Source organism: Mesorhizobium sp. M0659 (assembly GCF_040320605.1).
Classification (GTDB): Bacteria; Pseudomonadota; Alphaproteobacteria; order Rhizobiales; family Rhizobiaceae; genus Mesorhizobium.
Genome location: NZ_JAMYPY010000009.1, coordinates 1 through 26241, shown reverse-complemented (window position 1 = coordinate 26241; position 26241 = coordinate 1). Strand labels below are relative to the sequence as shown.

Below are 26241 nucleotides of genomic sequence, written 5' to 3'. Positions count from 1 at the left end.
GAGCGGCTCGTCAATTCGGCAGTCTATCTTGTCGGCGCGCTTGGCAGCCTTACGCCCCTGCTTTTGTCATATCCGGATGGACTTCCACGCAGACCGGATAAAAAATGCAATCGGATCGTCGGATTCGAAATCCCGCCAACGTCCTTCGGACGCAAGCGGCGCAACGGAGCTGGAGCGAGTGGCGCCGCATCGAAACCGATCTCGGGAGAAGAGCATGAACAGTTCCTACCGTTGGGTGATCGTCGCGTGCGGCGCGCTGATGACCTGTGTGGCGCTCGGCGCGATGTTTTCGCTGGCGATCTTTCTCGAGCCGATGGCGCTCGACACCAACTGGTCGCGAACCGGCATTTCCAGCGCCATGACGCTGAATTTCTTGGTGATGGGCGCAGGCGGTTTCGCCTGGGGCGCCATCTATGACCGTGTCGGCGCCCGCCCGGTGGTTTTTGCCGGCGCGGTGCTGCTCGGCCTGTCGCTGGTGGTGGCGAGCCGAGCCCAATCGCTGCTGGTCTTCCAGCTGAGCTATGGCGTCATCGTCGGGCTGGCGGCCAGCGCCTTCTTCGCGCCGATGATCGCGCTGACCACCGCCTGGTTCGAGACCCATCGCAGCCTGGCCGTGTCGCTGGTCTCGGCCGGCATGGGCGTGGCGCCGATGACCATCTCGCCCTTCGCGCGCTGGCTGATCACGGCCTATGACTGGCGGACCGCCATGTTCGACATCGGCATCATGGCCTGGGTGCTGTTGCTGCCGGCCGTCTTCCTGGTGCGCCAGCCGTCGACGGCGGTCGCGGCAGCGGATGGCAGCGCGCCCGCGCCTGCCGCGGCCCCCGGCATGTCAGTCGGCCAGGCGCTGCGCTCGCCGCAATTCCTGGTGCTGGGCATGACCTTCTTCGCCTGCTGCGCGGCGCATTCGGGGCCGATCTTCCACATGGTGAGCTATGCCATGTCGTGCGGCGTGGCGCCGATGGCAGCCGTGTCGATCTACAGCGTCGAGGGCCTTGCCGGCCTTGGCGGGCGCGTGCTCTACGGCGTGCTCGGCGACAGGCTGGGCGCCAAGCCGGTGCTGATCGTGGGCCTCGCCATCCAGGCGGTGGTGATCGCCGCCTATCTCGCCGTCGGCAATCTCGAGCAGTTCTATCTCCTGGCGATCATCTTCGGCGCCACCTATGGCGGCGTCATGCCGCTCTATGCGGTTCTGGCGCGCGACTATTTCGGGCCGCGCATCATCGGCACGATACTTGGCGCCGCGACCCTGTTGTCCAGCCTCGGCATGTCGTTCGGCCCGCTCGCCGGCGGCATGATCTTCGACGCCTATGCCAGCTATTCCTGGCTGTTCATCGGCTCGGCGCTGATCGGACTCGGTGCTGCCGGCATCGCCATCGGCTTCCCGCCGCAGCCCGGCCGAGAGAGGCTGCAGGCGGCATGAGCGAAATTTCCCCTCGAGGGGAAATACTCATCACCCTGTCCCCGTTCCCGAGCGCAGCTCTTCCCTGCCCTCGTCGTCGCGGCTGAGCCTGGCGTCCGAGATCAGCACCACCGGGCATTGGCAGCGCTGCAGCACGCCGGTGGTCGTCTCGCCAAAGAAGAGTTCCTCGCCAGGGCGCCGCGCCACGCCCATGACGATCAGCGCCGCCGCCCTGCCGGCCTGGCGGGCAATGGCATCGGCGGCGGCGGCCCGGCTGCGGATGGCCGTCTCGATCTCGACGCCATAGCGGTCGGCTAGCGCGACGGTATCCTTCAGCACCGCCTCCCTGTGGCGATGCGAGACAGTGTCGCGCGGTTCGTCGCGGCCGACGCGCGCGACATAAAGTATCTTGACCCGCGCACCCGTGACCGCTGCAATCGCCAGTGCCATTTCGGCACCCCGGCGGGCGATCGCGGTGCCGTTGACCGGAACCAGAATCTTCCCGCCTTCAGGTCCTAGCCTTGGCATTTGGCGGCCGGCGCCGGTCGCCTTCAGCACCAGGCATAGCGGACCCTCGAAGGCGCCGGCGATCTCGTTGATGCGGCGGGTAAACCCACCTTTCGAGGTGACCGCGCGGCCGAGCCCGATCAGCAGCAGCCCATAGCCTTTGCGCGCCTCCTTGGCAACCGTTTCGGCCGAAAGCTCGGCCTCGTGGCGCCGCGTGACAGGCGCCGCGCGGGCCAGCTCCTCGTCCGAACTCCTGGCGGCCTCGCGGCTGTCCTCGGCACCCTTTTCGATCGGCTCGAGCTTCGCATCCGTGCCGGGCTCGGCCTCCTCCCGCTCGCCTCGGGCATGCAGCACCGTCGTCGGCCTGCCGGCGCCCACGACTCCGGCGAGGTAAGCAGCAAAGCGGCCGACAACGCCCTCATCGGTCACCACCAGCAGTCGTTCCAGGTTGGCGATGAAGCCGCGTTGGTCGATCTCCTCGCGCTCCAGACGCTTCTTCTCGTTCTCGCCCATCGGCAAGCGGCCGAGTGCCCAACGCAAGGTCGGCGGCATGGCGAGCGTGGTGATGACGGCCATGGTCACGATCATGGTGAAAAGATCGTGCGACAGAACGCCGATCGACAGGCCAATCGAGGCGACGATGACTTCGGTCGAGCCGCGCGCGTTCATGCCGCAACCGACGGCGATGCCTTCCTTGCGGCTCATGCCGGCAAGCTCGGCGCCGATGAAGGCGCCGGCGAATTTGCCGAAGCTGGCGATCAGCACCAAAGCGGCCGTGAGTAGCGCAAGCTCGTGGTCGACAAGCACGGTGAGATCCGCCGAAAGGCCGGCGACGCCGAAGAAAACCGGCATGAACAGCGCCATGATGACGCCGCGCAATTGCCCTTCGATATGACGCGACAGGATCGGCGATTCCCCAACCAGTATGCCGGCGACGAAGGCGCCGAGCACGGTGTGGACGCCGATCAGATCGGTGATCAGCGCCATTGCGCCCATGATGGCGAGAATGACGGTGACGACGGCGTATTCGCTGCGGAACGTATCGTTGGTCCAGCGGATGGCGTCGAAGACGATGCGGCGGCCAATCGTGAAGGAAAACCCCATGAAGGCGGCAACGCCGACAATGGTGAAGGCAAGGCTGCCGAGCTCGAAGCGCCCCTTGGTGGCGATGCCGATGGTGATGGCGATGATCACCCAGCCGATCGTGTCCTCGATGATGGCCGACGAGACGATGGTCTGACCGAGATCGCGGCGCATGAAGTTCATCTCGCGCACCACCATGGCGACGATCTTGACCGAGGAGATCGACAGCGCCGTGCCGAGGAAGAGACCGGCGACAATGCGCTCGGTTCCGTCGGCCAGCAGCGAGGCCGGCATGAGCTGTGCGGCGGTGAAGCCGAGCGCGAAAGGCACGGCGACGCCCGCGGCGGAGATGGAAAAGCACGCACGGCCGACCCTGCGCACCAGCCGCAGATCCGTCTCCATCCCGGTGAGCAACAGAAGCATCAACACGCCGAGCTGTGCGATGGCGCTGATCATGCTCTTTTGGGTGGCGTCGCCTGAAAAGATCACGCGTTCTGCTTCCGGCAATAGCCAGCCGAGCAGCGATGGCCCGAGCAGGATGCCGCCGATGAGCTGACCCATCACCGCCGGCTGGCCGAGACGCTCCAGCAATTCGCCGATGCCGCGGCCGACGAGAAGCAGAAGGAGGATTTCGAGAACGAAAATGCCCTCGCTGGACATGCCGGTCTTTTCGGCTGCCAACGATGCGGCCGGCATGAATGCGAAGGCTGCCGCGGCAAGCGCGACCGACCGGCGCCGGTTGACCACGAAGGACATGCACCCCCTCATCGTGCCCGGTATAACGTTTGCGGGCGAGATCGGTTGCACGCCACGCTCCCTTGGCGCGCCGCAGGTTCCTCCTTACCTGAATCGCATAACGGGCCTATCTGACTGCGGATAAACCGCCGAGACCCGGGCCGGCGACGGAACATTTTCAACCGATTGCGCGTTGCGCGGATGGGGATGACCGGCGTCGTTTCGGCCGGCCATGGCGTTGGGAGGCGCGTGGCAAGGGATGTCCCAGGTCAAGACCGTGAAAACCGACGAAGCGGCTGCAGCGCCGCGGGCCTCTGATGCGTTCGCGCTGAAGCTCACCTCATCGGAATTCGTGGCCACCATGTCGCATTTCCACCGCGCCGAAATCGCCCGCATGGCCGGCTGGCGCGACCGGCTGGACCGTACCAGCAACTGGGCGATTACTGTCGTCGCCGCCATGCTCTCAGTCTCACTCTCGACGCCCAGCGCCCATCACGGGGTGCTGCTCTTTGCCATGCTGCTGACCACGCTGCTGCTATGGATCGAGGCGCGGCGCTATCGTTTCTTCGATGTCTACCGGGCCAGGGTGCGCCAGTTCGAGCGCTATTATTTCGCGCAGATCTTCTCGCCGCAGCCCGACTACGCCTCCAACTGGCTGGCCATCGTCGGCGAAGGCCTGCGTTCGCCGCGCTTCCTGATCTCGCAACGCGCGGCGTTGGTGCGCCGGCTGCGCCGCAACTACATTTTCATGTACACGATCCTGATGCTGGCGTGGGTGCTGAAGATCACGACGCCCAGTCTGCAGCGCGAAGGGTCGCCGATAGGCTTGGGCGCGTCATTTCTCGACGCCGCGCGCGTGGCGCAGCTCGGCCCGGTTCCAGGCATCTATGTCGTGTGCATGGTCGGGCTGTTCTATGTCGGCCTGCTCGCAGCCGCTTTCCTCATCTCAAGCGACGAGGGCGAGCTTTCGCATGGCACCGTGCATGTCTGAGAGCGGCCTCGAAAAGCGCAATCTGCCGCGGTGATCTTCAGCAGACATTGTCGACCAACAGAGCGGTCGCTTCCGACCGGCTTGCGGCTTCCTCAACCGGAAGCCGTGCGCGATGGCGCTTGTAGGCGGTGAGCGCGATGACCAGCACGCAGCATACGGCGTTCAGCCAGTTAATCGCCGCCAGAGCGGGATCGTTCAGATTGATGTGGGCGTAGAGTCCCGTCGTGGCGTTGGCGCCTGTCCACAACAGCCAGGTCGCGTAGGAAATCGCCGACGCCCCGTGCCTGTCCCGGGCCACCCGCACGATCTGCGGCAGGTAGGACACCACGCGCAAGCCATTGAAAATAGTGAAGAGATAAAAAGACAGATCTGCAAGTGTCATCCGAAACCCCTGTCATGGCCGGACGTCCCATAGCGTTCCTTGCAGTGGCGGCATGTGAGCCCGTTCACATGCCGGCTTTGATTTTCCTGTTGCGGCCCGGCACCCGGATTCTTTCGCCATGTGGGCGTTCGCCGTGAGCCAGCCCGACGAGGTCGACATGAACCAGATCCTGTTTCGGCCGACGGCGCGGGAGTACTAAACAGATCTCGTGCTTGGGCAAAGTTCGGGTTGACCGCTGCCAAGAGCGCGGCGACTATCCCTGCAACGTGCAGGAGGACATGAGAATGGACGAACCCGATCGCTGGCGGCACATGGCGAGCGCGCCCAAGGACGGCAGCCGCATCCTGGTCACGGTCAGGCCATCGGAACAGGGGCCGGCCGAGGTCGACCTCGCTTACTGGTCGCGCGCCGACCAGTTCGGCACGGAGGGCTGGCGCTCTTCCGATTCGTCGCCAGGACGGGTGATCGAATACCCCGAACCGGAGTTAAAATGCTGGATGCCGCTGCCGACGGCCAATCTGAGCCGGGCTTCAATGCCAAGTCCGTGGCAAGGCGAAGACGTCCCGCTGCTCGACGGCTCCGGGATATGATCTCGGCGGGATGACCGTAAGAAATATGCTGCCGGCCCAATACTTGACGGCCTTACTTCGGCCGACGCACTGATCGCACCATGCCGCCGGGGCCGCTGCCGCAGAAGAAGCGGTCGCCGCCGTCGGATTCGAGCCCGGAAACGCCCACCCCTGCCGGCATGTCGAGCCGTTCCAGCACCTTTCCGCTTTGCGGATCGACGCGCCGGACATCGCTCTGGTCGCCTTCCCAGGTGCCGTGCCAGAGCTCGCCATCGACCCAGGTCACTCCGGTGACGAAGCGGTTTGAGTCGATGGTCCGCAGGATTTTCCCGGTCTCGGGATCGATCTGGTGGATCTTGCGCTCCCGGTTTTGCCCCACCCAGAGCGTGCCCTCGGCCCAGGTCATGCCGGAATCGCGGCCGCCGCCGGGCGCCGGGATGGTGGAGAGCACCTTGCCGGTATCCGGGTCGATCTTCTGGATGCGGTCCCCGGCGAGCTGAAACAGATGCCGGCCGTTATAGGCGGTGCCGGCATGGGCGGCGACATCGATCGAGCGCAGCGTCTCACCGCTTGCCGGATCGAAGGCGGTCAGCCGCTCGCCCGTCGCAAACCAGACATTCTGTCCGTCGAAGCTCACGCCGTGCACGGTGTCGACATCAGGAAAGGGCCCGTATTCGCGCAGGATTTCCGCTGCTGAATGTTTCATGTCCTGGTCCTCGATCATGGTCACCTTTCCTAGCCGTTCGGCAGCGGCGACGGGAGTAACAAGGTGGTCGTGAAACCAGCGACCGGTGGCGTCATCCAGCGCCGCGCCCGGCCCTGGCCGAAGGACTGCACTTTGCCGGTCTCGGCCAACTGCTCGAGCGCCCGCTGTACGCTGCGCTGTCCAGCGCCCAGCGCCAGCGCCAACGCCGAGCTGGCCCAGGATTCACCATCGGCCAGGAAGGCCAGCAGCGCGGCGTGCCGCTCCTCGATCGGCCGCGCCAGCACCGCCACGGAGCCTGCTTCGCGCGGCGCCAGCGCAAAGCCCTGGCTGGTCGCGCCGATGCCGGCCAGCGGGCGCAATTCGGCGCGCAGGCGGCCGATCTCGACCCGCAGCCTGGCGCGATGCGATTCATCGGCATGCCGGCCGCCAAAGGCGCGGGCAATCAGCGTCGCCCTCGGCACATCCGCCGGCCAGGCTTCGGCAAGCGCGCGCGCCAGCGCAAACAGCACCGGGCGCGTTGCCAGGGATATCGTTGTTTCCTGCTTGTGCACGATATAGCGGAACGTATCGACGACCAAGGCCGGCGACGCCTGCAGTGCCTCGACCTCCTTGAGCAGCAGCGGGCGCTCCTCGCCGCCTGCGATCAGCCGCGCCGCCGGCGTCTCCAGTGCCAGGAAGGCGCTGTCGACCTCCGCCATAAGACCCGGAATGCCGGCCCGGCGGGCGGCATGGCGCGCCCACTCAAGGGCTGCGCGCGCGGCCTTCGTCTTCAGACGCCGCATGGCGATGCCGGCAACCGCGAGTTCATGCGCGGCGCGTGAGGCCGGCGGAAGCGGCGACGGTTCGAGCCCAGCCAGCACGTCTTCAGCCTCGTCGAGGCGGCCGATCAGAAGCAGGCGGCGCACTTTGAGATGCCCGGCATGCGCCGCGTTCAGCCGGTCGCCATGCTTTTCCAATGTCGACCGCGCCGCGTCGAGCGCCTTGGACGGCCAGCCGAGATCACGCGAAACAAGCGCGATCTCGGCTTCGGCGACAACGCACCTGGCGCGCGCCACCGCCTCCTTTGGACCGAAGGCACGGCCGGCCCTACGCAACAGTACTTTGGCGCGATGGAAATCGCCGAGCTGCGCCATGGCAATGCCGCGCAACGCCAGCGCCGGGGCATCCTCGCGCAAGGCGACGCGGTCGAGTGCCGCCAGCGGGTTGCCCGCCGCCAGCGCCAGCCCTGCCGCGGTGATCAGCGAGTCCATGCAAATCCCGTCACATTTGTAACTCCCACCGCTCCCCTTACCGGCCCTAACTTAAGTCACCACCGCCAAGCAGCAAGCCGCGGACGGCGACCTAGCCATCTGGACTGGTTGAAGACGCCCAGGCCTGCGTTGACGCCAATATTCGCATTCGCTAGCCTGAGCATCTCAGACAGTCTAGTTAAGCTTCTCAATAAGGAAAAACCGACCATGCCTGCTTCCGAGGACCTCGAGCCCACCGTGCGGCCTCGCCACCCCTGCTGCGGTGGCCCGCCTGCAAATGCCGTCACATTTGTAACTCCGCCCTCGCCGCCTCGCGGCCCTAGCCTGCCTCACGATCAACAGGCAACGACAAGCCACAACGGCTCAACAACTGGCAAAGGAAACAAGCAATGACCAAGCACGTGGCAATGAAGACCCCACCGGTGGTTTCAAGGCAGGAATGGGAAGCCGAGCGCGAAAAGATGCTGGTGAAGGAAAAGGCAACGATGCGCGCCAGGGACGCGCTGTCGGCCGAGCGCCGGCGCATGCCATGGATGGAAGTAGACAAGGCCTATGTGTTTGAGGGTCCCAACGGCAAAGCGAGCCTGCTCGATTTGTTCGAGGGCCGGCGGCAGTTGATCGTCTACCGCGCCTTCTACGAACCCGGCGTCCACGGCTGGCCCGAACATGCCTGCCGCGGCTGTTCGCTCGGCGCCGACCAGGTCGGCCATCTCGCCCATCTGAACGCCCGCAACACCACGCTTGCCTATGCCGCCCGCGCGCCGCAGGCCGACATTGCCAGCTTGAAGCAGCGGATGGGTTGGGAGATGCCCTGGTACACAATCACCGACAGTTTCGACAAGGATTTCGGCGTCGACGAATGGCACGGCCACAACGTGTTCATCCAGGACGGCAAGAAAGTCTATCGCACCTACTTCATCAACAACCGCGGCGACGAGCAGATGGGCACGGTCTGGAGCTACCTCGACGCAACGCCGCTCGGCCGCCAGGAAATCTGGGAGGATTCGCCCGAAGGCTATCCGCAGACCGAGCTCTACAGCTGGTGGAACTGGCACGACAATTACGACGCCGCACCCGACAAGACGTGGGAGGAAGTGTCGGCGGCCGGCGAAGCCGCGTTCCGCAACAAGGACGGCAAGTAAGGACCTGGAGCGGCCCATCCAGCTTGGTTTCCTGTCCCTCACGGGACAGGAAAGCCGGGCATTGATCATCAAGGGATTATGACCATGAGCGATATCGGCACAGGCACCGGCAGTGAGGTCCCTCAACGCTCCGATGCAGTTTCTCTCCGCACCGCCGACTGGCTGTGCCTCGCCGCGGCCCCTGTTTTCGCCGTGATGGCGCTGCTTACCTGCATTCACGCTGGCGACGGCGTTATGTCGTGCCTGGGGGCCGATGCCTCCCCGCTCACCGGCATGCCGCTGATGTATCTCTTGATGAGCGCCGTCCATCTGGCGCCTTGGCTGCGCGTGATTTCCGGCCGGCCGATCCGGCGATAGGCTGGACCGCCGCCGCCATGCTAACGCTCTTTACGTCGGAGAGAGACTATGAAGCTGGTCAGGCTGAGAGCGCCGGGCGGGTTGGACAAGCTCGACCTGGTCGAGGAGGATCAGCCCCGGCCTGGGCCGGGAGAAATGCTGGTCAGGATTCGCGCCTGCGCGCTGAACATGCGCGACGATTTCGCCGTACAAGGCAAGGTGCCGCTCGCCGACGGCCGCGTGCCGCTGTCGGATGGCGCCGGCGAGGTGATCGCGATCGGTGACGGCGTCGACACGTTCAAGCCGGGCGACAGCGTCGTCAGTGTTTTCTACCCCTGGTGGCTGGCCGGCGACATGAGATCCGATACAAGCCGCGACATTCCCGGAGACAGTTTCGACGGCTTCGCCAGCGAGTATGTGTGCATGCCGGCGCAGGCCTTCACCAAGGCGCCGGCGGGCTATACGCATCTCGAGGCGGCAACGCTGACCTGCACGGGCGTCACCGCCTGGCGCGGCCTGGTGACATGCGGCAAGGTAAAGCCCGGCGACACGGTGCTGATCCTTGGCACCGGCAGCGTGTCATTGTTTGCGCTGCAATTTGCCAAGGCCGCCGGCGCAAGGGTCATCGCCACGTCGTCCGATGAAGAGAAGCTGGAGAAGCTCAGACGACTCGGGGCCGACAGCGTCATCAACTACAAGGCGGTGCCGGAGTGGGGCGGCAGGGCCAGGGAACTGACGGACGGACGCGGCGTCGATCATGTGATCGAGGTCGGCGGACCGGCGACGCTGGCGCAGTCGATAACGGCCTGCCGGACAGGCGGGCATATCGCACTCATCGGCGTCCTGACCGGCTTTGCAGCAGAAGTTTCGATCCCGGCGCTGTTTTCGAACCAGATCCGCATCACCGGAATTTCCATCGGCAGCAAAGCCGACCAGCAGGACATGATCCGTGCCATAGAGGTCAACCGCCTGAAGCCCGTCATCGACAGCAGCTTTCCACTGCAGGACATCGCCGCCGCCTTCAGGCATTACGAAGCGCAAAAGCATTTCGGCAAGATCTGCCTCGAGCTTTAGACCCTGCGATCGGCATTCCTACCCAGCGGCCGGCGCGAGCGTCCCGCTTGCCATCAGGCCCCACAGCTGATCGGCCGTCAGCTGTCTGGCCGAGCCGTCGTAGGCCACCCGGCCGAGGCTGAGCACGACGATCCTGTCGGCCAGCGCCCGCACTGTGGACAGGTCGTGCGTGACCAGGATGACGCCGGTGCCGCTGACGGCGATCGAACGGATCAGCTTGACGACCTGCGCGGTCTGCTTGACGCCGAGCGCGGCGGTGGGCTCGTCGAGGCAGATCAGCTTGACGTGATCGGCAAGCGCGCGGGCAATGGCGATGGACTGCCGCTGGCCGCCCGACAGCGAGCGCACCAGAACGTTTTCGTCGCGAAGCGTGACGCCCAGCGCGGCAAGCCGGGCACGACACTGCTCGGCGGCCTTTCGGTCGTCGCGAACCGGGAAGACACCGAGCCAACGCCGCGTTTCCTCACGCCCGAGGATCATGTTGTGGGCGACGCTGAGGTTTGGGCAGAGCGCCAAATCCTGATAGACCGTCTCCAGGCCGGCGCCGCGTGCATCCTGCGGGCTCCTGAAGGAAATCGGCTGGCCCTCGAGGGTCATCGCGCCGGCATCGGGCTGGATGGCGCCCGAAATAATCTTCACCAGCGTCGACTTGCCGGCGCCATTGTCGCCGAGCAGACAGACGATCTCGCCTTTGCCGACCGTGAAACTCGCCTCTTCCAATGCCGTCAGCGCGCCGTAGGACTTGCGGGCGCCGGCAATCGAGAATGCCGGACCTTGCGGGGCTTCTGCATTGCCCGCCGTCACGGCAAGGCCGGCCGAGGCGACGGCACCATTGTCCGCCACCGTGAAGTTGGTCGCGGCGGCCCGAGCGCGCCGGCCGCGAAAACCGATCGCAGCCTGGTCGGCCACCAACGCCAGCAACAGCATGCTTCCCACCGAAATGGATTGCCACCATGATTGCAGGCCGACGAAGATCAATCCTGCATTTAGGATGCCGATGGTGGCAACACCGATGGCGATGCCGAGCGGCCTGCCGGAGCCGCCGGAAAACGCAACGCCGCCGAGAATTGCAGCGGTGAGCACGTCGAGCTCGAAGCGAACGCCGATGGTCGGCGTGATGCTGCCGAGACGACCGGCGATCAGAACCGAGACCAGGCCGATCAGCAAGCCATTGGCGGCGTAGAGGCCAACCACCGTGCGTCCCACAGGAATGCCGCAGAGTTCGGCCGCGCGTGGGTCGCCGCCGATGGCATAGATTCTTAGTCCCGTGACCGTGCTGGTCAGGACAAAGGCTCCGGCGACAAAGACCAGCGCGGCGATGACCACGGTGTACTGGATGCCGAAGATCTTGCCCCGCCCCAATTCGAGCAGAGCCTCGGGAAAACCATAGACCGCGGTGCTGGAGACGACGAAGGCAAGGCCGCCATAGAGCGCCAGCATCGCCAGCGTGACGATCAACGGCGAGATGCTCAGCCTGCGCACCAGCAGACCGTTGAGCAGACCGAGCAAAAGGCCCAGACCCAGGCCGACGCAGATCGCCAGCAGCGCGCTCTGCGTCGCCACTGCAACCTTGGCAGTGATGATGCCGATCAAGGCGACCATGCTGCCGATGGAGAGGTCGACATAGCCGGCGATCAGCAGCGCGGAGGTGCCGAGCACGGCAATCAGGATCGAGGTCGAGTTGACGCCGATGACGACGAAATTGTCGAGGCTGAAGAACGATTTGTTCAACAGCGAGAAGGCGACGATCAACCCCAGCGCAACCAGGGCAAGGCCGACGCGGCCCGAGGCTTCGCCGGGCGGCTTGGTGCCGGGCAGCAGGGATGAGGCTGCTTGCATGGGCAGCCGCTCGGATCGAACATTGTCTGTCATCATGCCCAACCGGACTCAAGGATAGCAACCGGCCGGCCAGCCACGGCTGGATCCGGCCGGCGCAACACATTGGGCGCTACTTTGCCTCGGATGACCAGGGGAAATTCACATACTGGTCGCGCGTATCGTAGCAGATGTTGCCGTACATCCTGAGATAGATATCGCGGCGCTTCGGGTCCTTGTAGACCGCGGCCGGGTCGGCGACATCGGCCTCGTACTGGGCCATGTAGTCGCTGGTCAGCGCCACGGGCAGGATATCCATCGCCTGCGGGATGCTCTTGCCCTCCAGCCAGTCGGCCGCGTGCTGGCCCATGGCATAAGCGAAGACCGGCGACGCCAGGCTGATGCTTGCCTTGTAGGGACCGCCGCCTTTCTTGATCGCGGCGACTGCCTCCGGTTCGCCGTCGATGCCGCCAAGGAACTGGTCCGGCCGCGCCTTGCCCGCCGCTTCCAGGGCAGCCAGCGCGCCGAGCACGACGGTGTCGGCGCCGAGCACGACATCGACGTCGGGATGGGCCTGGAGAATGGTGCTCATCGTGGCAAAGCCGCCTTCCTTGTTGACGGGATTGGGCGAGATGTCGGCGACGATGGTGACGCCTGGCATGGCCTTGAAGATGTCGCGCATGGCGGCAAAGCGCGGCGCCAGGAATTCCATGCTGTCATGCGACAGGATGACGACATTGGCCTTGCCGCCGAGCTTGTCCTTTATGTAGGCCGCGGCCGCTTCGGCCAGCACCTTGCCAGTCTCATATTGCGGCGCATTGAGCAGCGACGTGGCCGGCGGCGGCACGATGGTGCCGACATAGGCGCCCGACCAGATAAGCTCCTGCAGGCTGCGGCTCATGGAGGCCGGGTCCACGGGGGCTGCGACCAGACCGCCGATCTTGGAGGCGAGAAACAATTGCACCTGCTCGACGCCCTTGGCGGCGTCATTGTTGGCAAGCGCGCGGCGATATTCCAGGCCGCGATCCTTGGCGGCGGCGGCCAGGCCGCGGTCGACACCCTGCATAAATTCACGCTCGTTATCCTGCGCGAAGGCCAGCACCTTGTTCAGGCCGGGCGGTGGGCTGCAGGCCGGCGCCTTCGGATCGAACGGCGCAAATACCGCCGGCTTGGTGAGCCCGGCCGGGCCGTCCTGCGCGCTTGCCAGAATGGTACCGCCCGCGAGCACACCGGCAACGCCGAGCAGCGTCGCCAGCATCATGTTCCTGTCAGATCGCATTTTACTTCCTCCCTGTCGTTGATTGTTGCCGCGCATCGCAAGCCTCGCGGTCGCTACTCTTCCCAGTCTCCCCAGGTACCCACCTTCCCGCTCGCAAGTCAAAACTTTTTCCAGTGGAATTAATTAATCAGAGATAGTCGGGTGACTCGCCCACGCGATCACGCCTTGCCGATCAGCGACTGGACGACTTTGGCCAATTCCGTGCCGAGCACGCGATGCGCGTCGCTGTCGAGGTGAATGCCGTCTACCGCGCTCGATTCGACGACGTCGCCGGCGTTGAAGAAGGCGGCGCCGGCGCGCCGGGCCGCATCGCGGAACAGGCCGGCAAAGTGCATCGACTTTGAAGCGCCGCCCAGGAACATCTGGCCGAACCAGTCGACCTCCAGCATCGGCGGCGGCGCAACAATCAGGACCGCGGGCGCCACGCCTGCGGGGCCAGCTTCGCTGCGCAGCACAATTCTGGCCAAGATCTCAATAGAATCAGCGACATCATTCGGCGTTACCGAGAACCTATGCTTGAGATCGTTGGTGCCGAGCATCAGGATGACGAGGTCGAGCGGCATATGCGTTTCCAGGCACACCGGGAGCGATTTGAGCCCGTTCTTGTGGAGACCTTCGATCGGATCGTCGTGCACGGTGGTGCGCCCGCCCTGCCCTTCTTCGATCACATCCCATCCGCTGCCGAGCTGGCGGCGCATGATGCCCGGCCAGCGCCGGTCGGGCGTGAAGCGGCGCCGTCCGACGCGGGCCAGGGTGGGAATGGCGCCATAGGTATTGGAATCGCCAAAGCACATGATTGTCCGGGTCTGCGTCACGGCATTGCTCCTCCAGGCTTGCATTCTTTGAACGACAGCAGGCCGGCCGGCGTCAACTACATTTTTCCATCGGGTGGATTTAAGTGTTGCCTTGCCGTGCCCGCATTGCTACGTCAGCGCTTTGATCGGCTCGCCTTGCGGCCAACCTCCTTGCGCAGGGGAAAGCGTGACCGGCACCAGCTTCTTCAGTCTCGAAAAGATCGCCGAGGGCCGCAGCGGCGGAACCACGCAGGCCGAGAGCCGCATCTACAACGAACGCCTGATCGTCTCGCTGATCCGCCGGCACGGCCAGCTGGCCAAGACCGATTTGACGCGGCTGACGGGGCTGGCCGCGCAAACCATCACCACCATCGTCAACCGCGCCGCCGACAACAAGCTGCTGCTGCGCCTGGAGCCTTTGCGCGGACGGCTGGGGCAACCCTCGGTTCCCTATGCGTTGAACCCGAAAGCCGCCTATGCCTTCGGCCTCAAGGTCGACCATCGCAGCGCCGATGTCGCCCTGGTCAATTTCGTCGGCGACGTGATCGCGTTCGAACGCACGCTGTTCGACTATCCGACGCCCGTCGAGGTGATGAAATTCGCCAAGGGCGCCATCGCGCGCATGTGCCGCAAGCACAAATCGATAGAAAAAGACCGCATCGCCGGTCTTGGCATCGCCTCGCCATTCCATCAGTGGAACCTGAGCGAAGAGAGCGCGGTGCCGGCGGGCAGGCTGGATGCCTGGAAGGAAATCGACATTCGCGCCGAACTGGACCGGGCGTTCGACTGGCCGGTGTTCCTCTACAACGACGCCACGGTGTCGGCCGCGGCCGAACTGATGTTTGGCGCCGGCGGATCCCGCGCCGACTTTCTCTATGCCTATGTCGGGCACTTCATCGGCGGCGGCCTGGTGCTCGATCATCACTTGTTCCCCGGCCGCAACAAGCTGGCCGGGGCGCTGGGCGACATGCCGGTGCCCGCGCCGGGGCGCAAGGGCGACCGGATGACCCCGCTGCTGCGCGTCGCTTCGCTGCATTCGCTCGCCGGCAAGCTCAACGACCAGGACAATGGGGAGAAGGACGCCGGCCGCATCTGGTCGTCGCCCGACGATTGGGGCGACCTTGGAGAGCCGGTCACCGCGTGGATCGATGAGGTTTCGGACGGGCTTGCCTATGCCGCCCGCAGTGCCGTTGCCTTGCTCGACATCGACAATGTGGTGATCGATGGCGCCATACCCAATGGCGTGCGCAAGGAGATCGCCAAGGCCATGCGCAGAAAGCTGGCACGGATCCTTGTCGATCGCCCCGAGCCGTTCTCCGTCATCGAGGGGACGTTTGGCCATCTCGGCCCCGTCATCGGCGGCGCCAGCATTCCGCTGCTGGTGAAGTATTCGAACGACAAGGAATTGCTCTTCAAGGAATAGGCGCGCAGCCGCCGGCACCAGGCATTCCCCCAAAACAGCGAACTGTGAGACTTGTCACATACCTGCTCGTGAAGCGCGTGCTACTTGCACCCTGCGGTCGGTCGACGCCGAAAGAAATCGCCTGCCATGGTCTGGCGGTGACGGGCCTTTCACTTTATGCTGTGGCAGGTTGCATACTCTCAACGGACCTTGATGCCGCAAGCGGTGTTCTCGTCGGCGTCAGGCCGCGACCAGGAGTTTTGTCATGCTCCGACTTTGCGGATTCATCGCGGCCTTCATCCTTGCCGGCTTCACAAGCTTCGAGGCCTGCGCCGATCGAAGGGTCGCGCTCGTCATCGGCAATTCCGATTATCGCGACATCCCGGCGCTGAAGAACCCGGCCAAGGATGCCCAGGACGTATCGGCCACGTTCCGGCTGGCCGGCTTCGAGGTTTTCGTCGCCGAGAACCTCACCAAGCAGCAGTTCGAAGGCCAGTTCCGGGACTATCTGGCCGCCGCCGACGGCGCCGATCTCGCCGTCGTCTACTATTCCGGGCACGGCTTTCAGATCGGCGGCGAGAATTTCCTGATACCCGTCGACGCCTCGTTGAAGAAGGCGGCCGACATCGAGGTCCAGGCCATCAAGCTCAACGACGTGCTGGAGCAGCTGCGCTCGAAGTCGAAGATCCAGGTGATCATCCTCGATGCCTGCCGCAACAACCCCTTCCCGCGCAACAATTACTGGCTGCGCGACCAGCTTGTCACCGCCGGCAATACCGGGCTGGCGCAGGTGCGAAGCTCGCTCAACACGCTGATTGCCTTCGCCACCGAACCAGGCGCGGTCGCCTATGACGGCAGCGGCGACCTCAGCCCGTTTTCATCGGCCTTTTCGCGGCGCGCGCTGGCGCCGAACCAGGAGATCCGCACGGTCATGTCGGCGGTGCGCCGCGATGTCGTGCAGGCCACCAACGGCATGCAGGTGCCCTGGGAAAATTCCTCGCTGATCGATGACGTGGTGCTGGTGCGCCGCAACAACCGGCCTTCGCTGCCGCCAGTGCTGGAGAAGGTAGTGCTCTCGGGGGTCGGTCCTGTCGCTCTCGGCCTGCCGGAGCCGGTCGATGTCGATGGCGGCGCTATCAGCGTCAGCATCGAACGTCCGCCGGCAATGGGCCGTCTGGTGCTGGACGGCAAAGACGTCGCGGTGGGCGAACCGATCGCCGGCAAGGACCTGCCGCGCCTGCAAATGGATGTCCCCAAAGGCGCCGCCACGCAGGACGAGGTGGATATGCTGGCCTATGCCACGCATGACAATTGGGGCGGCGGGAGCCAGGGCATACTCGTGTTCCGCGTCAAGAGCGGCGAAGGTGCGGCGGGTCAGCAGATCATGGCTTCGCTCGAGGCCGAGCAGAAGCAGCAGGTGCTGGATCGCGGCATCCACATCACCGGCGCTGCCGAAGCGATCGAGAACCGCAAGCTTGATATTCCCGTCGGCGTCGGCCCGGTCGCGCTCAATCTGGATTTCCCCACCGACGATCCGGCGGTCAGCCTGAAGGTCACGGGGTATCCGGCAACGGGAACGCTGTCATTGCCTGATCGAACCTTGTCGCCGCAATCCAGCCTTCTGGCCGGTGAAGTCGACCATCTCCGTTACGAGCCGCAGATCGGCGCCGGCGCGCCGGTCGAGGTCGGCTTCGAAATCCGGGCCGACAGCAGCTCGGCTAAGCCCGCGACAATGAAGCTGTCGCCGACGGTCGATGCCTGCGATACCGCCGCCGGCGAGCCTCTCGACCTGCAAGGGGTGGTGCCCGGCCTGCTGCCGAACGAGATCGGCGCCGGTGCGGTGGCAGCCTGCGAGGCGGCCGTGAAAACCTATCCAGACGTCGCCCGCTTCCACTACGAGCTCGGCCGCGCCCTGCTTGCGGCAGGCAGGGTCGGCGAGGCCAGGTCAGCCATCGAGGACGCCGCCAAGAAAGGCCATGTGCGCGCCGTCTTCGAACTCGGCTATCTCAACGCAACCGGAACCGGAACGACCATAGACCGCACCCAGGCCAACGCTCTCTACAAGGCTGCCGCCGACAAGGGTGATCCTTACGGTATGACCTCGTGGGGACGCGCGCTGTTCAATGGCTATGGCGTCAACCGCGATACGGCCAAGGGCCTCGACCTGCTGCTCAAGGCGGCGGCCATGGGGCACACCTATGCCATGAACGATCTTGCCGCCATCTTCACCGAGGGCCGCAATGGCGTGCCTGCCGATCCGGCCCGCGCCGTCGCCTTCCTGCAAGCGGGGGTGCAGCGCCAAGACATGTATTCGATGAACCTGCTCGGCCGCAATTACCTCGCCGGCCAGGGCATCGACAAGGATCCGAAGACGGCGCAGGCCCTGTTCCAGCAGGCCACCGATCTTGGCCAGCCCTACGCGCCCGGCAGCCTCGCCCGCATGTACAGGGATGGCGCCGGTGTGCGCCAGGACCCGGCGGAAGCGCAAAGGCTGTTCGAACTGGCGACCACGCGCGGCGATCCGTCGAGCGCCTATGATCGCGCGGCGCTTGAAATGGCGAAAGGCGACAAGGCCGATCAGGCTGTCGCGGTGCGCTTCCTGGCATTCGCCGTCGCGCTCGATCTGCGCAAGGAGCTGCCGGACGCCAAAAAGGGCCTGGCGCAGTTCGGCACCAAGCCGAAAACGGCAGCTTTGGACGCCCTGCGTCGAGAGCTCAAGTCGAAGATTCCCGCGTCCGGTTCGCTGGACACGCAACTGGTCAATGCGGCCCGGGGGGTCTGGGAAGAAGCCAATCCGCGTCGGGATTTGTTCTGAACAATAAGGAGGCCATGGTGGGCAAGGCATTCAAGCAGACATTCGGGCAGGCATTCATCGGGATAATTCTATCCGGCGTTCTGGCCGGGCTCATGGGCTGCACCTCGGTGTCGCCGATGTTTGAGCCGGCGCCGCCGGTGAACCATCGCAAAGTGGTTCGCGTAGCACCTCAGCCAAAGGTGGTCAGATACAAGAAGGCGGCCACCGGCAAAGTGGTCAAGCCGGCCGAGGAGATCCCGCAAAAGCCGCCCGTGATTCCTTCTCTCGGCGGCAGCGGAGGCGGCGGTGGGGCTGGCGGCGGCGGCGGCGGTTGGGGATGAGATCGTCGACCAAGGGCGCTGCACTCAGCGGCCCCAAAGGGTCTTGCTAAATTCCGCATGAGCCTTGGACAACGTCAAGCCGAAATCGTCCATCCCTGTCGCGGCATCGGTTGGCCAGCGGACAATTCGGCGCAGCGCTGCACGGAAAAGGCAGCGGACGAACGCTGCCAGTGCAGAGGCCACGACCGCCGCCGGATCGAGTCTGCGAGCCGCCAATGCCCGATGGGCCTGTTGTGTTTCGAGATAGCGGGCCAGCGCAATATCGTGACGCGATGGTGCGCCAAGCTCCTGCCGGTCGCGCCCGGGGTCGTCATGCCAGATGGGCCACTCGGTCGGGCCAGGGTGATGCACGGTATCCTCCTGCGAAAAGAGATCCAGTGCGAACAATCTCCTCAAGCGCCGTGAGCAACGCGTGGGAACCTGCGTGATGGAATCGTGAAAAGCGCCTCGGCGGCGGAATAAGTGTTGAAATGGACCGAGCTTGAGCGGATCGTCGTCGCGCTGTGACCGTGGCGGATCCGATGACCGGACCTTATCTTCACCTGCTGGGTGGTTTCGACTTTGCTGGCGTCGGGGCCACGGTTCCAGCCATCAGCCGCAAGGCGCGTGCGATGGTCGCCTATCTCGCGCTGCAGTCGGGGCATTCGCAGTCGCGCGAGAAGCTGGCGACCCTGCTCTGGGGCATCAACAGCGAGGCGCAGGCGCGAATGAGCCTGCGGCAAGCGGTATCGTCTGTCAGGAAGGCCATGCAGACGTGCGGCGGCGGCCGCTTCCTCACCGATGGCAACAGCGTCGCTCTGCATCTCGACGGCCTTGATTTCGACGTCGCGCGGTTCGAGGCGCTGGTCGCCAGCCCGGCACCCGAAGACCTCGAACTGGCGCTCAATGTCTACCGCGGCGACCTGCTCGACGGCTTCGGCCTGAAGGAGGAGCCATTCGAGGACTGGCTGAGGATCGAACGCGAGCGGCTGCGGGCACTGGCCGTCGCGGCGCTCGACAGGCTCGTCGCGCATTATGCCGCGACGAACGATCCTGCCGCATGCGTGCGCGCGGCGGCGCGCCTGCTGGCCATGGACCCGTTGAGGGAGGATGTCCACCGTGCCCTGATGCGCGCCTATGCGGCGCAAGGCAGGACCAATCTCGCGCTGAAGCAATATGAGCACTGCCGCACCGCGCTTCTACGCGATCTCAAGCTGCAGCCGGAGCCGGAGACGCGGCAATTGTTCGAGACGCTGCGCACACGCCGCACAATGGCGCCGGCACGGCCACCCACGACTGATGCGGATGACGCTACCGGCTTCAGCCACGAACTCGCAGCCCCCCCGACCCACTATGTCAAATCGGCCGGGATCAACATCGCGTATCAGGTGACCGGCGACGGTCCGGTCGACCTGATCCATGTGCCGGGATGGGTCTCCAACCTCGACCACGCCTGGGGCTCGCCGCGGCTTTCGCATGTGCACCGGCGGCTCGGCACTTTCTCGCGCCTAATCCGCATGGACAAGCGCGGCACCGGGCTCTCGGACCGCAATGTCGGTCTGCCGACCCTGGAAGAGCGGATGGAAGATGTGCGGGCAGTGCTGGATGCGGTTGGCTCGAAGCGCACGGTGCTTTTCGGCAGCTCCGAGGGCGGCCCGATGTGCATGCTGTTCGCGGCGACCTATCCCGAGCGCACAGCGGCACTCGTGCTCAATGGGGCCTACGCCCGCGGCAGGTGGTCACAAGACTATCCGTGGGCGAAGACAAGCGAGCAGGTGGAAGAGGATCTGGCGATCGTCGAGAAAGAATGGGGAGCGGCGGCGGATATGAGCAACGCGGCGCCCAGTCTGATGAGCGACACGTTCGAGACAGAATGGTTCGCCGCCTATCTCAGGAATTCTGCCTCGCCCGCCGACGCGATCGCCCTGTGGCGCTGGGGAGCCGAAATCGATGTTCGCGACATTCTGCCTGCTGTCCATGTTCCGACACTGATCATGCAGACGACTGGCGACGGCTGGGTGAAGCGGGAAGAAGGACGTTACCTGGCGACGCACATCGAGGGCGCCCGATACATTGAGTTCGCCGGCCGCGACCACGTCATCTGGGGCGAGAATTCCGATCGGATCGTCGACGAGATCCAGGCTTTCGTCACCGGCGCCTTGCCGGCGGCCCCAGGCGAACGGCTGCTTGTGTCGGTGCTGTCCCTCGATATGACGGGCTCGCCTTTCGGCATCGACCCGGCCGAGCGGCACGCCGAAGCGCTCCGTGGCGAACTCCTCGCGGCCGAAGGCAGAGAGATCAGCCGATCGGACGGCAAGGTGCTCGCGGTGTTCCAGCGGCCAACGCGGTCGATCCAGTGCGCGATCGCCATCCGCGATCGCTTGCGGCAATCCGGTGTCGAGGTCCGCTCGGCGGTGCATATCGGCGAGTGCGAGCAGCGGGGCCATCAATTTTCAGGCGCGGCGATCGAACTGTCATCGCGTCTGCTTGACCATGCGCGGCCGGGCGAAATCATCGCATCAAGGACGGTGCGCGATCTCGTGGTCGGCTCCGGCCTGCGGTTCGAGGAGCGTGGCGAAATGGCGGCAAGCGGGCTGCCCGGCGCGTTTCGGTTCTATGCGGTCGATGGTTCGGCTTGAGCCGCTAGGTCACCTCTTCCCTGCCCCGAACCGCAGCCCGTCCATCAGCAGCTTGACCAGCCGGCGCGAGCGGTCGCGCCAGTCCTTGGTGTCGGGGGCCGAGTAGATGCCGCCGAGTGCGTGCAGCACATCGGAGGCGTCGACGTCGCTGCGGATCGAGCCTTCGGCCACCGCCGCCTCGACCAGTTGCCGCAAGGCCAGCGACACCCGGCCCGACATGTCGGAGAACACGGCGGAATTGGTGTTGAACAGGATGCGCAGGCTGGCCGCCAGGCCGCGCTTGGTGGCGATGTAGTCGACGAAGCGCTGCATCCACTGTTCCAGCGCCATGTCGGCCGAATGGTGGCTGGCGAGGTCATCGGCCGCCGCACAGAGCGCCTCGACTTCACGCCGGTAGACCACTTCGACCAGATGCTCGCGGGTTGGGAAATGCCGGTAGAGCGTGCCGATGCCGACGCCGGCCTGGCGCGCGATCTCCTCCAGCGAGGCATCGACACCGTGCTCGGCAAAGGCCGCTGCCGCAACCTCGACCAGCCGGTCGCGGTTGCGCTGCGCATCGGCGCGCAGCGGCCTTGGCGCTGCGGCTTCGCGCTTCTCGTCGGCAATTGCTTGCGACTGCTCGGTCAATTTTTTCTCCACTGTCGATATATGGGGGCTTGAACCCAAAGGGGTAAGTCCCCAACTAGATAAACGGAGGCGCCTCCGTTTTAGTGGAGCAGTCTTATCATATAATCAGGGGAGCCGGTATGTCACGTGTTGAGATTGTGAAGACTGAAGCATCCCTGCCCGCTGGAGAGTTGGGGCGGCAGAGCTGCCAATCTCCCCACTCGTGGGGGAGATGTCCGGCAGGACAGAGGGAGCGCTGTCCCGCCGACCAACACCCGCTTGGAAAGGTCTATTTCGACGCATGTAAATCGGGAACGTCGCATTCCTTCGCGCCCCCCTCTGCCCTGCCGGACATCTCCCCCACAAGGGGGGAGATTAGGCGCACCGTCGCCTCTTCCCTTGTCCTCTCCCACTCGAGCCCATTTCAATCCCCTAGCGTCAAGCAACTGGAGCCAGACGCCTCATGACCGACCAAACCAAATCCACCACTATCCCAATCCGTCTCACCATCAACGGACACAGTCACGAACTGCAGGTCGAGCCGCGCGTCACGCTGCTTGACGCCTTGCGTGATCGCCTCGACCTGACCGGCACCAAGAAGGGTTGCGACCAGGGCCAGTGCGGCGCCTGCACGGTGCATGTCGAGGGACAGCGCGTGCTGTCCTGCCTGACGCTTGCAGCACAGGTCGAAGGCCGCGAGATCACCACCATCGAAGGATTGGCCGGCGATGACGGCACGCTCAACGCGGTTCAGGCTGCTTTCCTCGACCAGGATGCTTTCCAGTGCGGCTACTGCACGCCGGGACAGATCATGTCGGCGGTCGCCTGCATCCGCGAGGGCCATGCCGGCTCGGATGACGAGATCCGCGAATACATGGCCGGCAATCTGTGCCGCTGCGGCGCCTATCCGCACATCGTTGCCGCCGTGCGCCAGGCGGCACTGGAGGTCGCGTCATGAGGGATTTTTCCTACGTTCGCGCCGATAGCATCGATGCGGCACGACAGGCAGCCGCCCTGCCTGGGGCCATGCTGCTTGCCGGTGGCACGACGCTGGTCGATCTCGCCAAATGCGGCGTGGCCGAACCCGACAGCCTGGTCGACATCACCCATCTCAAAGGGCTCGACGCCATCAAGGTCGACGCTGACAGTGCCATGATCGGCGCGCTGGCCAAGATGAGCCACGTCGCCGACCATGCCGAGATCAAGACCCGCTTTCCCGCGGTCTCCGAAGCGCTGTGGCAGGCGGCTTCCGCGCAACTGCGCAACATGGCGACCATCGGCGGCAATCTGATGCAGCGCACGCGCTGCCCCTATTTCCGCGATCCCGCGAATTTTTCCGCCTGCAACAAGCGCTCGCCCGGCACCGGCTGCTCGGCGATCGGCGGCGTCACCCGCGGCCATGCCGTGCTCGGCACCAGCGGCGCCTGCATCGCCATGTATCCCGGTGACCTCGCCACCGCGCTGGTCGCCTTCGATGCCGTGGTTCATCTTGGCGAACGCCAGGTTGCCGTCGACGACTTCTTTCTCCTGCCCGGCGCCACGCCCGACAGGGAACATGCCATCCAACCGGGCGAGATGATCACCGCCATCAGCATACCGGCTTCCGGCACGGCCCGGCGTTCGACCTATCTCAAGATCCGCGACCGGCAGTCGTATGAGTTCGCGGCTGCAAGTGCCGCAGTCGGCATCGACTTCGAAGCCGATGGCCGCACCATTCGCGACCTGCGCGTCGCGCTGGGCGGCGTCGCGACGAAGCCGTGGCGGGCGCACGCCGTGGAAGCGGCGTTGAAGGGCAAGGTGCTCAGCGAAGACAGGGTGCGGGCAGCCAGCTTGCTCGCCGTGGAAGGGGCCATCGGCCACGGCGCCAACCACTACAAGATCGAACTGGCGCCGCGCGTCGTCGCCCGCGCCATCCTCAAGACGGGAGCCATGGCATGACCATTCACGACCCCAGGACACGGCACGGCGACGCTTCGGACGGCACTGCCGATCAGGTTGGCGGGCGGCTGTCGCGCGTCGACGGCCCGGCCAAGATTACCGGTGCGGCAAAATATGCCGTCGAGCAGCAGCTCGACGGGCTAACCTACGGCGTCCTGGTCGAAAGCACGATCGCATCAGGCAAGGTGCGCTCGATCGACACGTCAGCCGCCGAGGCGGCACCTGGTGTGCTCAAGGTGCTGACGCCGGACACCATCATGCCGCTGAAGACTGCATCGGACTGGTTCGGCACGCCGCCGCCGGACAAGCCCTACTGCCCGCTGGCGCGCGATATCACCTTTTCGGGCCAGCATGTCGCCGCGGTCATCGCGGAGACCTTCGAGCAGGCCGTTGCGGCCGCAGCCCTGGTCAAGGTCAGCTATGACGAGACGCCGGCCATCGTCGACCTCAGCGACGCCAAGGCGGGCGACGGCATTCCGATCGCCGCCATGACCAAGGAATGGGGCGATGCGCAGGCCGCTTTCGCCGCTGCCCCGGTGCGCGTCTGCGGCGCCTACAACACGCCGCGCGAATATCAGGCGCCGATGGAGCCGCATGGCCTCATCGCCCGCTGGGAGGGCGACAAGCTGACCGTGTGGGAACCAAGCCAGTGGCTCGACGGTATGGCCCGCACCTATGCCGAATGGTTCGGCCTGCCTTTCGAGAATGTGCGGCTGGTCTCGCCCTATATCGGTGGCGGCTTCGGCTCCAAGGCGCTGGCGCTCGGCCACGGCGCGGTAGCGGCTGCCGCAGCCAAGATGCTGGGACGGCCCGTGAGGGTGGTCATGACTCGGCCGCAGACTTTTACCGGCTATGGCGGCCGCGCCGCGACCCGCCAGACGGTGACGATCGGCGCCGACCGTGACGGAAAAATCCAGTCGATCGTGCATCGCGGCGTCAATGAAACGTCGATCGACGGCATGTGGGTCGAGCCGTTGGGCGTGGTCACCTCGATCATGTATGCGACGCCCAACTTCTCCTCGAAGCAGAATGTCGTGCGGGTGAATTCGGTGGTGCCTGGCGCCATGCGCGCGCCGGGCGAAAACCCTAGCGCCTTCGGCATCGAAAGCGCCATTGACGAGCTCGCCTACGAGGTCGGCATCGATCCGCTGGAGATCCGGCTGAGGAATTACGCCGAGCAGGATCCGCACGCAAAAAAGGCTTGGTCGACGCGGCAGTTGCGCGAGGCTTTCGCGGCTGGCGCCGAACGCTTCGGCTGGCCCCAGCGCACGCCCAAACCGCGTTCTATGCGCGATGGCAACCAGCTGATCGGCTGGGGCGTCGCCGCCGGCACCTATCCGGTACGGCGCGCTTACGGCGAGGCCATCGTGCGTATCCTTGCCAACGGCTCGGTCGAGGTCGAAAGCTCCTCGATCGACATGGGCCAGGGCACCTACACGATCCTGGCGCAGACGGCGGCCGAAACGGTCGGCGTGGCGGCCGACCATGTCGTCGTGAAGCTCGGCGATTCCCGGTATCCCCGCGCCGGCGTGGCCGGCGGGTCGCGGCTGGCCGGCGTGATGACGGGCGCGGTCTACAAAGCGGCGACATCGGCGCTCGATCAGCTTGTCGGACTGGCGATCAGCGATCCGCGCTCGCCCTTCCACGCGCTCCAGGCCAACACGCTGGTCGTCGCCAATGGCCGCATGAGGTCGCCGCGCGGCGATGGTCCCGATGTCTCGATCGCCGACCTGCTGGCCAGCGTCGGCCGCGACCGCATCGAGGCCACCGGCGACACCATGCCGGCGAACTCGACCGCCGAGGATCGCTACAAGAACTACACCACCATCGCGGCGGCACTGCCGCACACCGAGGGCGACTATTCGCGCCACTCCTGGTGCGCGCATTTCATCGAGGTGCGCGTCGACGAGGATTTCGGCACCGTGCGCGTGTCGCGCGTGGTGTCGGCGCTGGATTCGGGCCGGCTCTACAACCCCAAGCTGGCCGAAAGCCAGTGGAAGGGCGGCATCATCATGGGCATCGGCCAGGCGCTGCTGGAAGAAGGCATTGTCGACCGCAGGCATGGCCGCATCGTCAACAACAATCTCGGCGACTATCTGGTGCCGACCAATGCCGACATCCCCGATATCGAGGTCATCTCGGTCGGCATTCCCGACCTGCACTCTTCGGTGCTCGGCGGCAAGGGTGTCGGCGAACTGGCCATCGTCGGCGTAGCGCCGGCGATCGCCAATGCGGTGTTCCATGCGACGGGAAAAAGAGTGCGGGACTTGCCGATCACGCTGGAGAAGTTGATCTAGGAAGCGGCGTGCGTAATCTCCCCCTCGAGGGCATAGGCGCTAAGATAGCTTTGGCATGGACTGGAATTTGCGCTTTCGCGGTGGCTCGCGCCAGCGATATCGCAAGGCATGGAGATTTTGGCGCAGGGCCGCCAAGGAAGGTTGAGTAAAGATGGTCGCGATCAGAGAGGCGACGATCTG

The 26241-nt window shown here is 65.2% G+C and carries 22 protein-coding genes; 13 read left to right on the top strand and 9 right to left on the bottom strand.

The genetic code is table 11. From position 1 onward, the window contains the following. Nucleotides 1-214 precede the first annotated feature (214 nt). Nucleotides 215-1423 carry an MFS transporter gene (locus NKI31_RS16165; RefSeq protein ID WP_352652066.1) on the top strand — a complete coding sequence of 403 codons (1209 nt, stop codon included), beginning with the start codon at nucleotides 215-217 and terminating at the stop codon, nucleotides 1421-1423. 30 nt (nucleotides 1424-1453) lie between these two features. Here the strand turns inward: NKI31_RS16165 and NKI31_RS16160 are convergent, their stop codons facing one another. Then, nucleotides 1454-3748: a cation:proton antiporter domain-containing protein gene (locus NKI31_RS16160; RefSeq protein WP_352652064.1), complete on the bottom strand. Its 2295-nt coding sequence runs from the start codon at nucleotides 3746-3748 to the stop codon at nucleotides 1454-1456. A gap of 238 nt (nucleotides 3749-3986) precedes the next feature. Here NKI31_RS16160 and NKI31_RS16155 point away from each other — a divergent pair, with 238 nt between their 5' ends. Beyond that, nucleotides 3987-4718 carry a DUF2270 domain-containing protein gene (locus NKI31_RS16155; protein ID WP_023673885.1) on the top strand — a complete coding sequence of 244 codons (732 nt, stop codon included), beginning with the start codon at nucleotides 3987-3989 and terminating at the stop codon, nucleotides 4716-4718. A 37-nt stretch (nucleotides 4719-4755) separates the two neighbouring features. Here NKI31_RS16155 and NKI31_RS16150 read toward each other — a convergent pair whose 3' ends face one another. Next, nucleotides 4756-5100 (bottom strand): PQ-loop domain-containing transporter, encoded by a 345-nt coding sequence (locus tag NKI31_RS16150; protein ID WP_023685493.1) that lies wholly within the window; start codon nucleotides 5098-5100, stop codon nucleotides 4756-4758. Nucleotides 5101-5384: 284 nt separating this feature from the next. On the opposite strand from NKI31_RS16150, the gene NKI31_RS16140 reads away from it, so the two are divergent. Next, the gene (locus NKI31_RS16140) at nucleotides 5385-5690 is read left to right on the top strand and encodes a hypothetical protein (protein ID WP_023689804.1); all 306 of its coding nucleotides are present in this window, start codon (nucleotides 5385-5387) and stop codon (nucleotides 5688-5690) included. A gap of 52 nt (nucleotides 5691-5742) precedes the next feature. Here NKI31_RS16140 and NKI31_RS16135 read toward each other — a convergent pair whose 3' ends face one another. Together NKI31_RS16135 and NKI31_RS16130 are read right to left on the bottom strand one after the other, a co-directional pair. Then, entirely contained in the window at nucleotides 5743-6375 is a 633-nt protein-coding gene (locus tag NKI31_RS16135) for a Vgb family protein (RefSeq protein ID WP_023747825.1), read from the bottom strand. Nucleotides 6376-6404: 29 nt separating this feature from the next. After that, complete coding sequence (locus NKI31_RS16130; RefSeq protein ID WP_352652062.1) at nucleotides 6405-7625, bottom strand: helix-turn-helix domain-containing protein; 1221 nt, start codon at nucleotides 7623-7625, stop codon at nucleotides 6405-6407. A 389-nt stretch (nucleotides 7626-8014) separates the two neighbouring features. On the opposite strand from NKI31_RS16130, the gene NKI31_RS16125 reads away from it, so the two are divergent. From NKI31_RS16125 to NKI31_RS16115, 3 genes are all read left to right on the top strand, one after another. Further along, nucleotides 8015-8767, top strand: coding sequence for a DUF899 domain-containing protein (locus NKI31_RS16125; RefSeq protein ID WP_023705130.1), 753 nt, complete (start codon nucleotides 8015-8017; stop codon nucleotides 8765-8767). Between the two features lie 84 nt (nucleotides 8768-8851). Continuing rightward, nucleotides 8852-9124, top strand: coding sequence for a hypothetical protein (locus NKI31_RS16120; RefSeq protein WP_023747827.1), 273 nt, complete (start codon nucleotides 8852-8854; stop codon nucleotides 9122-9124). Between the two features lie 48 nt (nucleotides 9125-9172). Continuing rightward, nucleotides 9173-10177, top strand: a complete 1005-nt coding sequence (locus NKI31_RS16115) for a zinc-dependent alcohol dehydrogenase family protein (protein WP_352652060.1) — start codon at nucleotides 9173-9175, stop codon at nucleotides 10175-10177. An 18-nt stretch (nucleotides 10178-10195) separates the two neighbouring features. On the opposite strand, the gene NKI31_RS16110 is transcribed toward NKI31_RS16115, so the two are convergent. From NKI31_RS16110 to NKI31_RS16100, 3 genes are all read right to left on the bottom strand, one after another. Beyond that, nucleotides 10196-12016 (bottom strand): ATP-binding cassette domain-containing protein, encoded by a 1821-nt coding sequence (locus NKI31_RS16110; RefSeq protein WP_352652059.1) that lies wholly within the window; start codon nucleotides 12014-12016, stop codon nucleotides 10196-10198. A 109-nt stretch (nucleotides 12017-12125) separates the two neighbouring features. Next, complete coding sequence (locus NKI31_RS16105) at nucleotides 12126-13271, bottom strand: sugar ABC transporter substrate-binding protein (RefSeq protein WP_032923983.1); 1146 nt, start codon at nucleotides 13269-13271, stop codon at nucleotides 12126-12128. Nucleotides 13272-13429: 158 nt separating this feature from the next. Next, complete coding sequence (locus NKI31_RS16100; protein ID WP_023705133.1) at nucleotides 13430-14086, bottom strand: SGNH/GDSL hydrolase family protein; 657 nt, start codon at nucleotides 14084-14086, stop codon at nucleotides 13430-13432. Between the two features lie 166 nt (nucleotides 14087-14252). On the opposite strand from NKI31_RS16100, the gene NKI31_RS16095 reads away from it, so the two are divergent. The 3 genes from NKI31_RS16095 (at nucleotide 14253) to NKI31_RS16085 (ending at nucleotide 18602) form a co-directional block, all read left to right on the top strand. Then, nucleotides 14253-15488, top strand: coding sequence for an ROK family protein (locus NKI31_RS16095; RefSeq protein WP_352652058.1), 1236 nt, complete (start codon nucleotides 14253-14255; stop codon nucleotides 15486-15488). 244 nt (nucleotides 15489-15732) lie between these two features. Beyond that, complete coding sequence (locus NKI31_RS16090) at nucleotides 15733-18282, top strand: caspase family protein (protein ID WP_023705135.1); 2550 nt, start codon at nucleotides 15733-15735, stop codon at nucleotides 18280-18282. Between the two features lie 14 nt (nucleotides 18283-18296). Further along, nucleotides 18297-18602, top strand: coding sequence for a hypothetical protein (locus NKI31_RS16085; RefSeq protein ID WP_023705136.1), 306 nt, complete (start codon nucleotides 18297-18299; stop codon nucleotides 18600-18602). Nucleotides 18603-18626: 24 nt separating this feature from the next. Here NKI31_RS16085 and NKI31_RS16080 read toward each other — a convergent pair whose 3' ends face one another. Then, complete coding sequence (locus NKI31_RS16080; protein WP_023672522.1) at nucleotides 18627-18989, bottom strand: hypothetical protein; 363 nt, start codon at nucleotides 18987-18989, stop codon at nucleotides 18627-18629. 134 nt (nucleotides 18990-19123) lie between these two features. Here NKI31_RS16080 and NKI31_RS16075 point away from each other — a divergent pair, with 134 nt between their 5' ends. Beyond that, nucleotides 19124-21220 (top strand): alpha/beta fold hydrolase, encoded by a 2097-nt coding sequence (locus NKI31_RS16075; RefSeq protein WP_031195131.1) that lies wholly within the window; start codon nucleotides 19124-19126, stop codon nucleotides 21218-21220. 9 nt (nucleotides 21221-21229) lie between these two features. Here the strand turns inward: NKI31_RS16075 and NKI31_RS16070 are convergent, their stop codons facing one another. Next, complete coding sequence (locus tag NKI31_RS16070) at nucleotides 21230-21847, bottom strand: TetR/AcrR family transcriptional regulator (protein WP_023709407.1); 618 nt, start codon at nucleotides 21845-21847, stop codon at nucleotides 21230-21232. Nucleotides 21848-22289: 442 nt separating this feature from the next. On the opposite strand from NKI31_RS16070, the gene NKI31_RS16065 reads away from it, so the two are divergent. Genes NKI31_RS16065 through NKI31_RS16055 form a run of 3 tightly spaced genes read left to right on the top strand, consistent with a single transcriptional unit; the run spans nucleotide 22290 to nucleotide 26061 of the window. Beyond that, nucleotides 22290-22784, top strand: coding sequence for a (2Fe-2S)-binding protein (locus NKI31_RS16065; protein WP_023672519.1), 495 nt, complete (start codon nucleotides 22290-22292; stop codon nucleotides 22782-22784). Then, entirely contained in the window at nucleotides 22781-23764 is a 984-nt protein-coding gene (locus NKI31_RS16060; protein WP_352652057.1) for an FAD binding domain-containing protein, read from the top strand. Before NKI31_RS16065 ends, NKI31_RS16060 begins: the two co-directional genes overlap by 4 nt. Beyond that, nucleotides 23761-26061 carry a xanthine dehydrogenase family protein molybdopterin-binding subunit gene (locus tag NKI31_RS16055; protein ID WP_352595832.1) on the top strand — a complete coding sequence of 767 codons (2301 nt, stop codon included), beginning with the start codon at nucleotides 23761-23763 and terminating at the stop codon, nucleotides 26059-26061. Before NKI31_RS16060 ends, NKI31_RS16055 begins: the two co-directional genes overlap by 4 nt. Nucleotides 26062-26241: the final 180 nt, after the last annotated feature.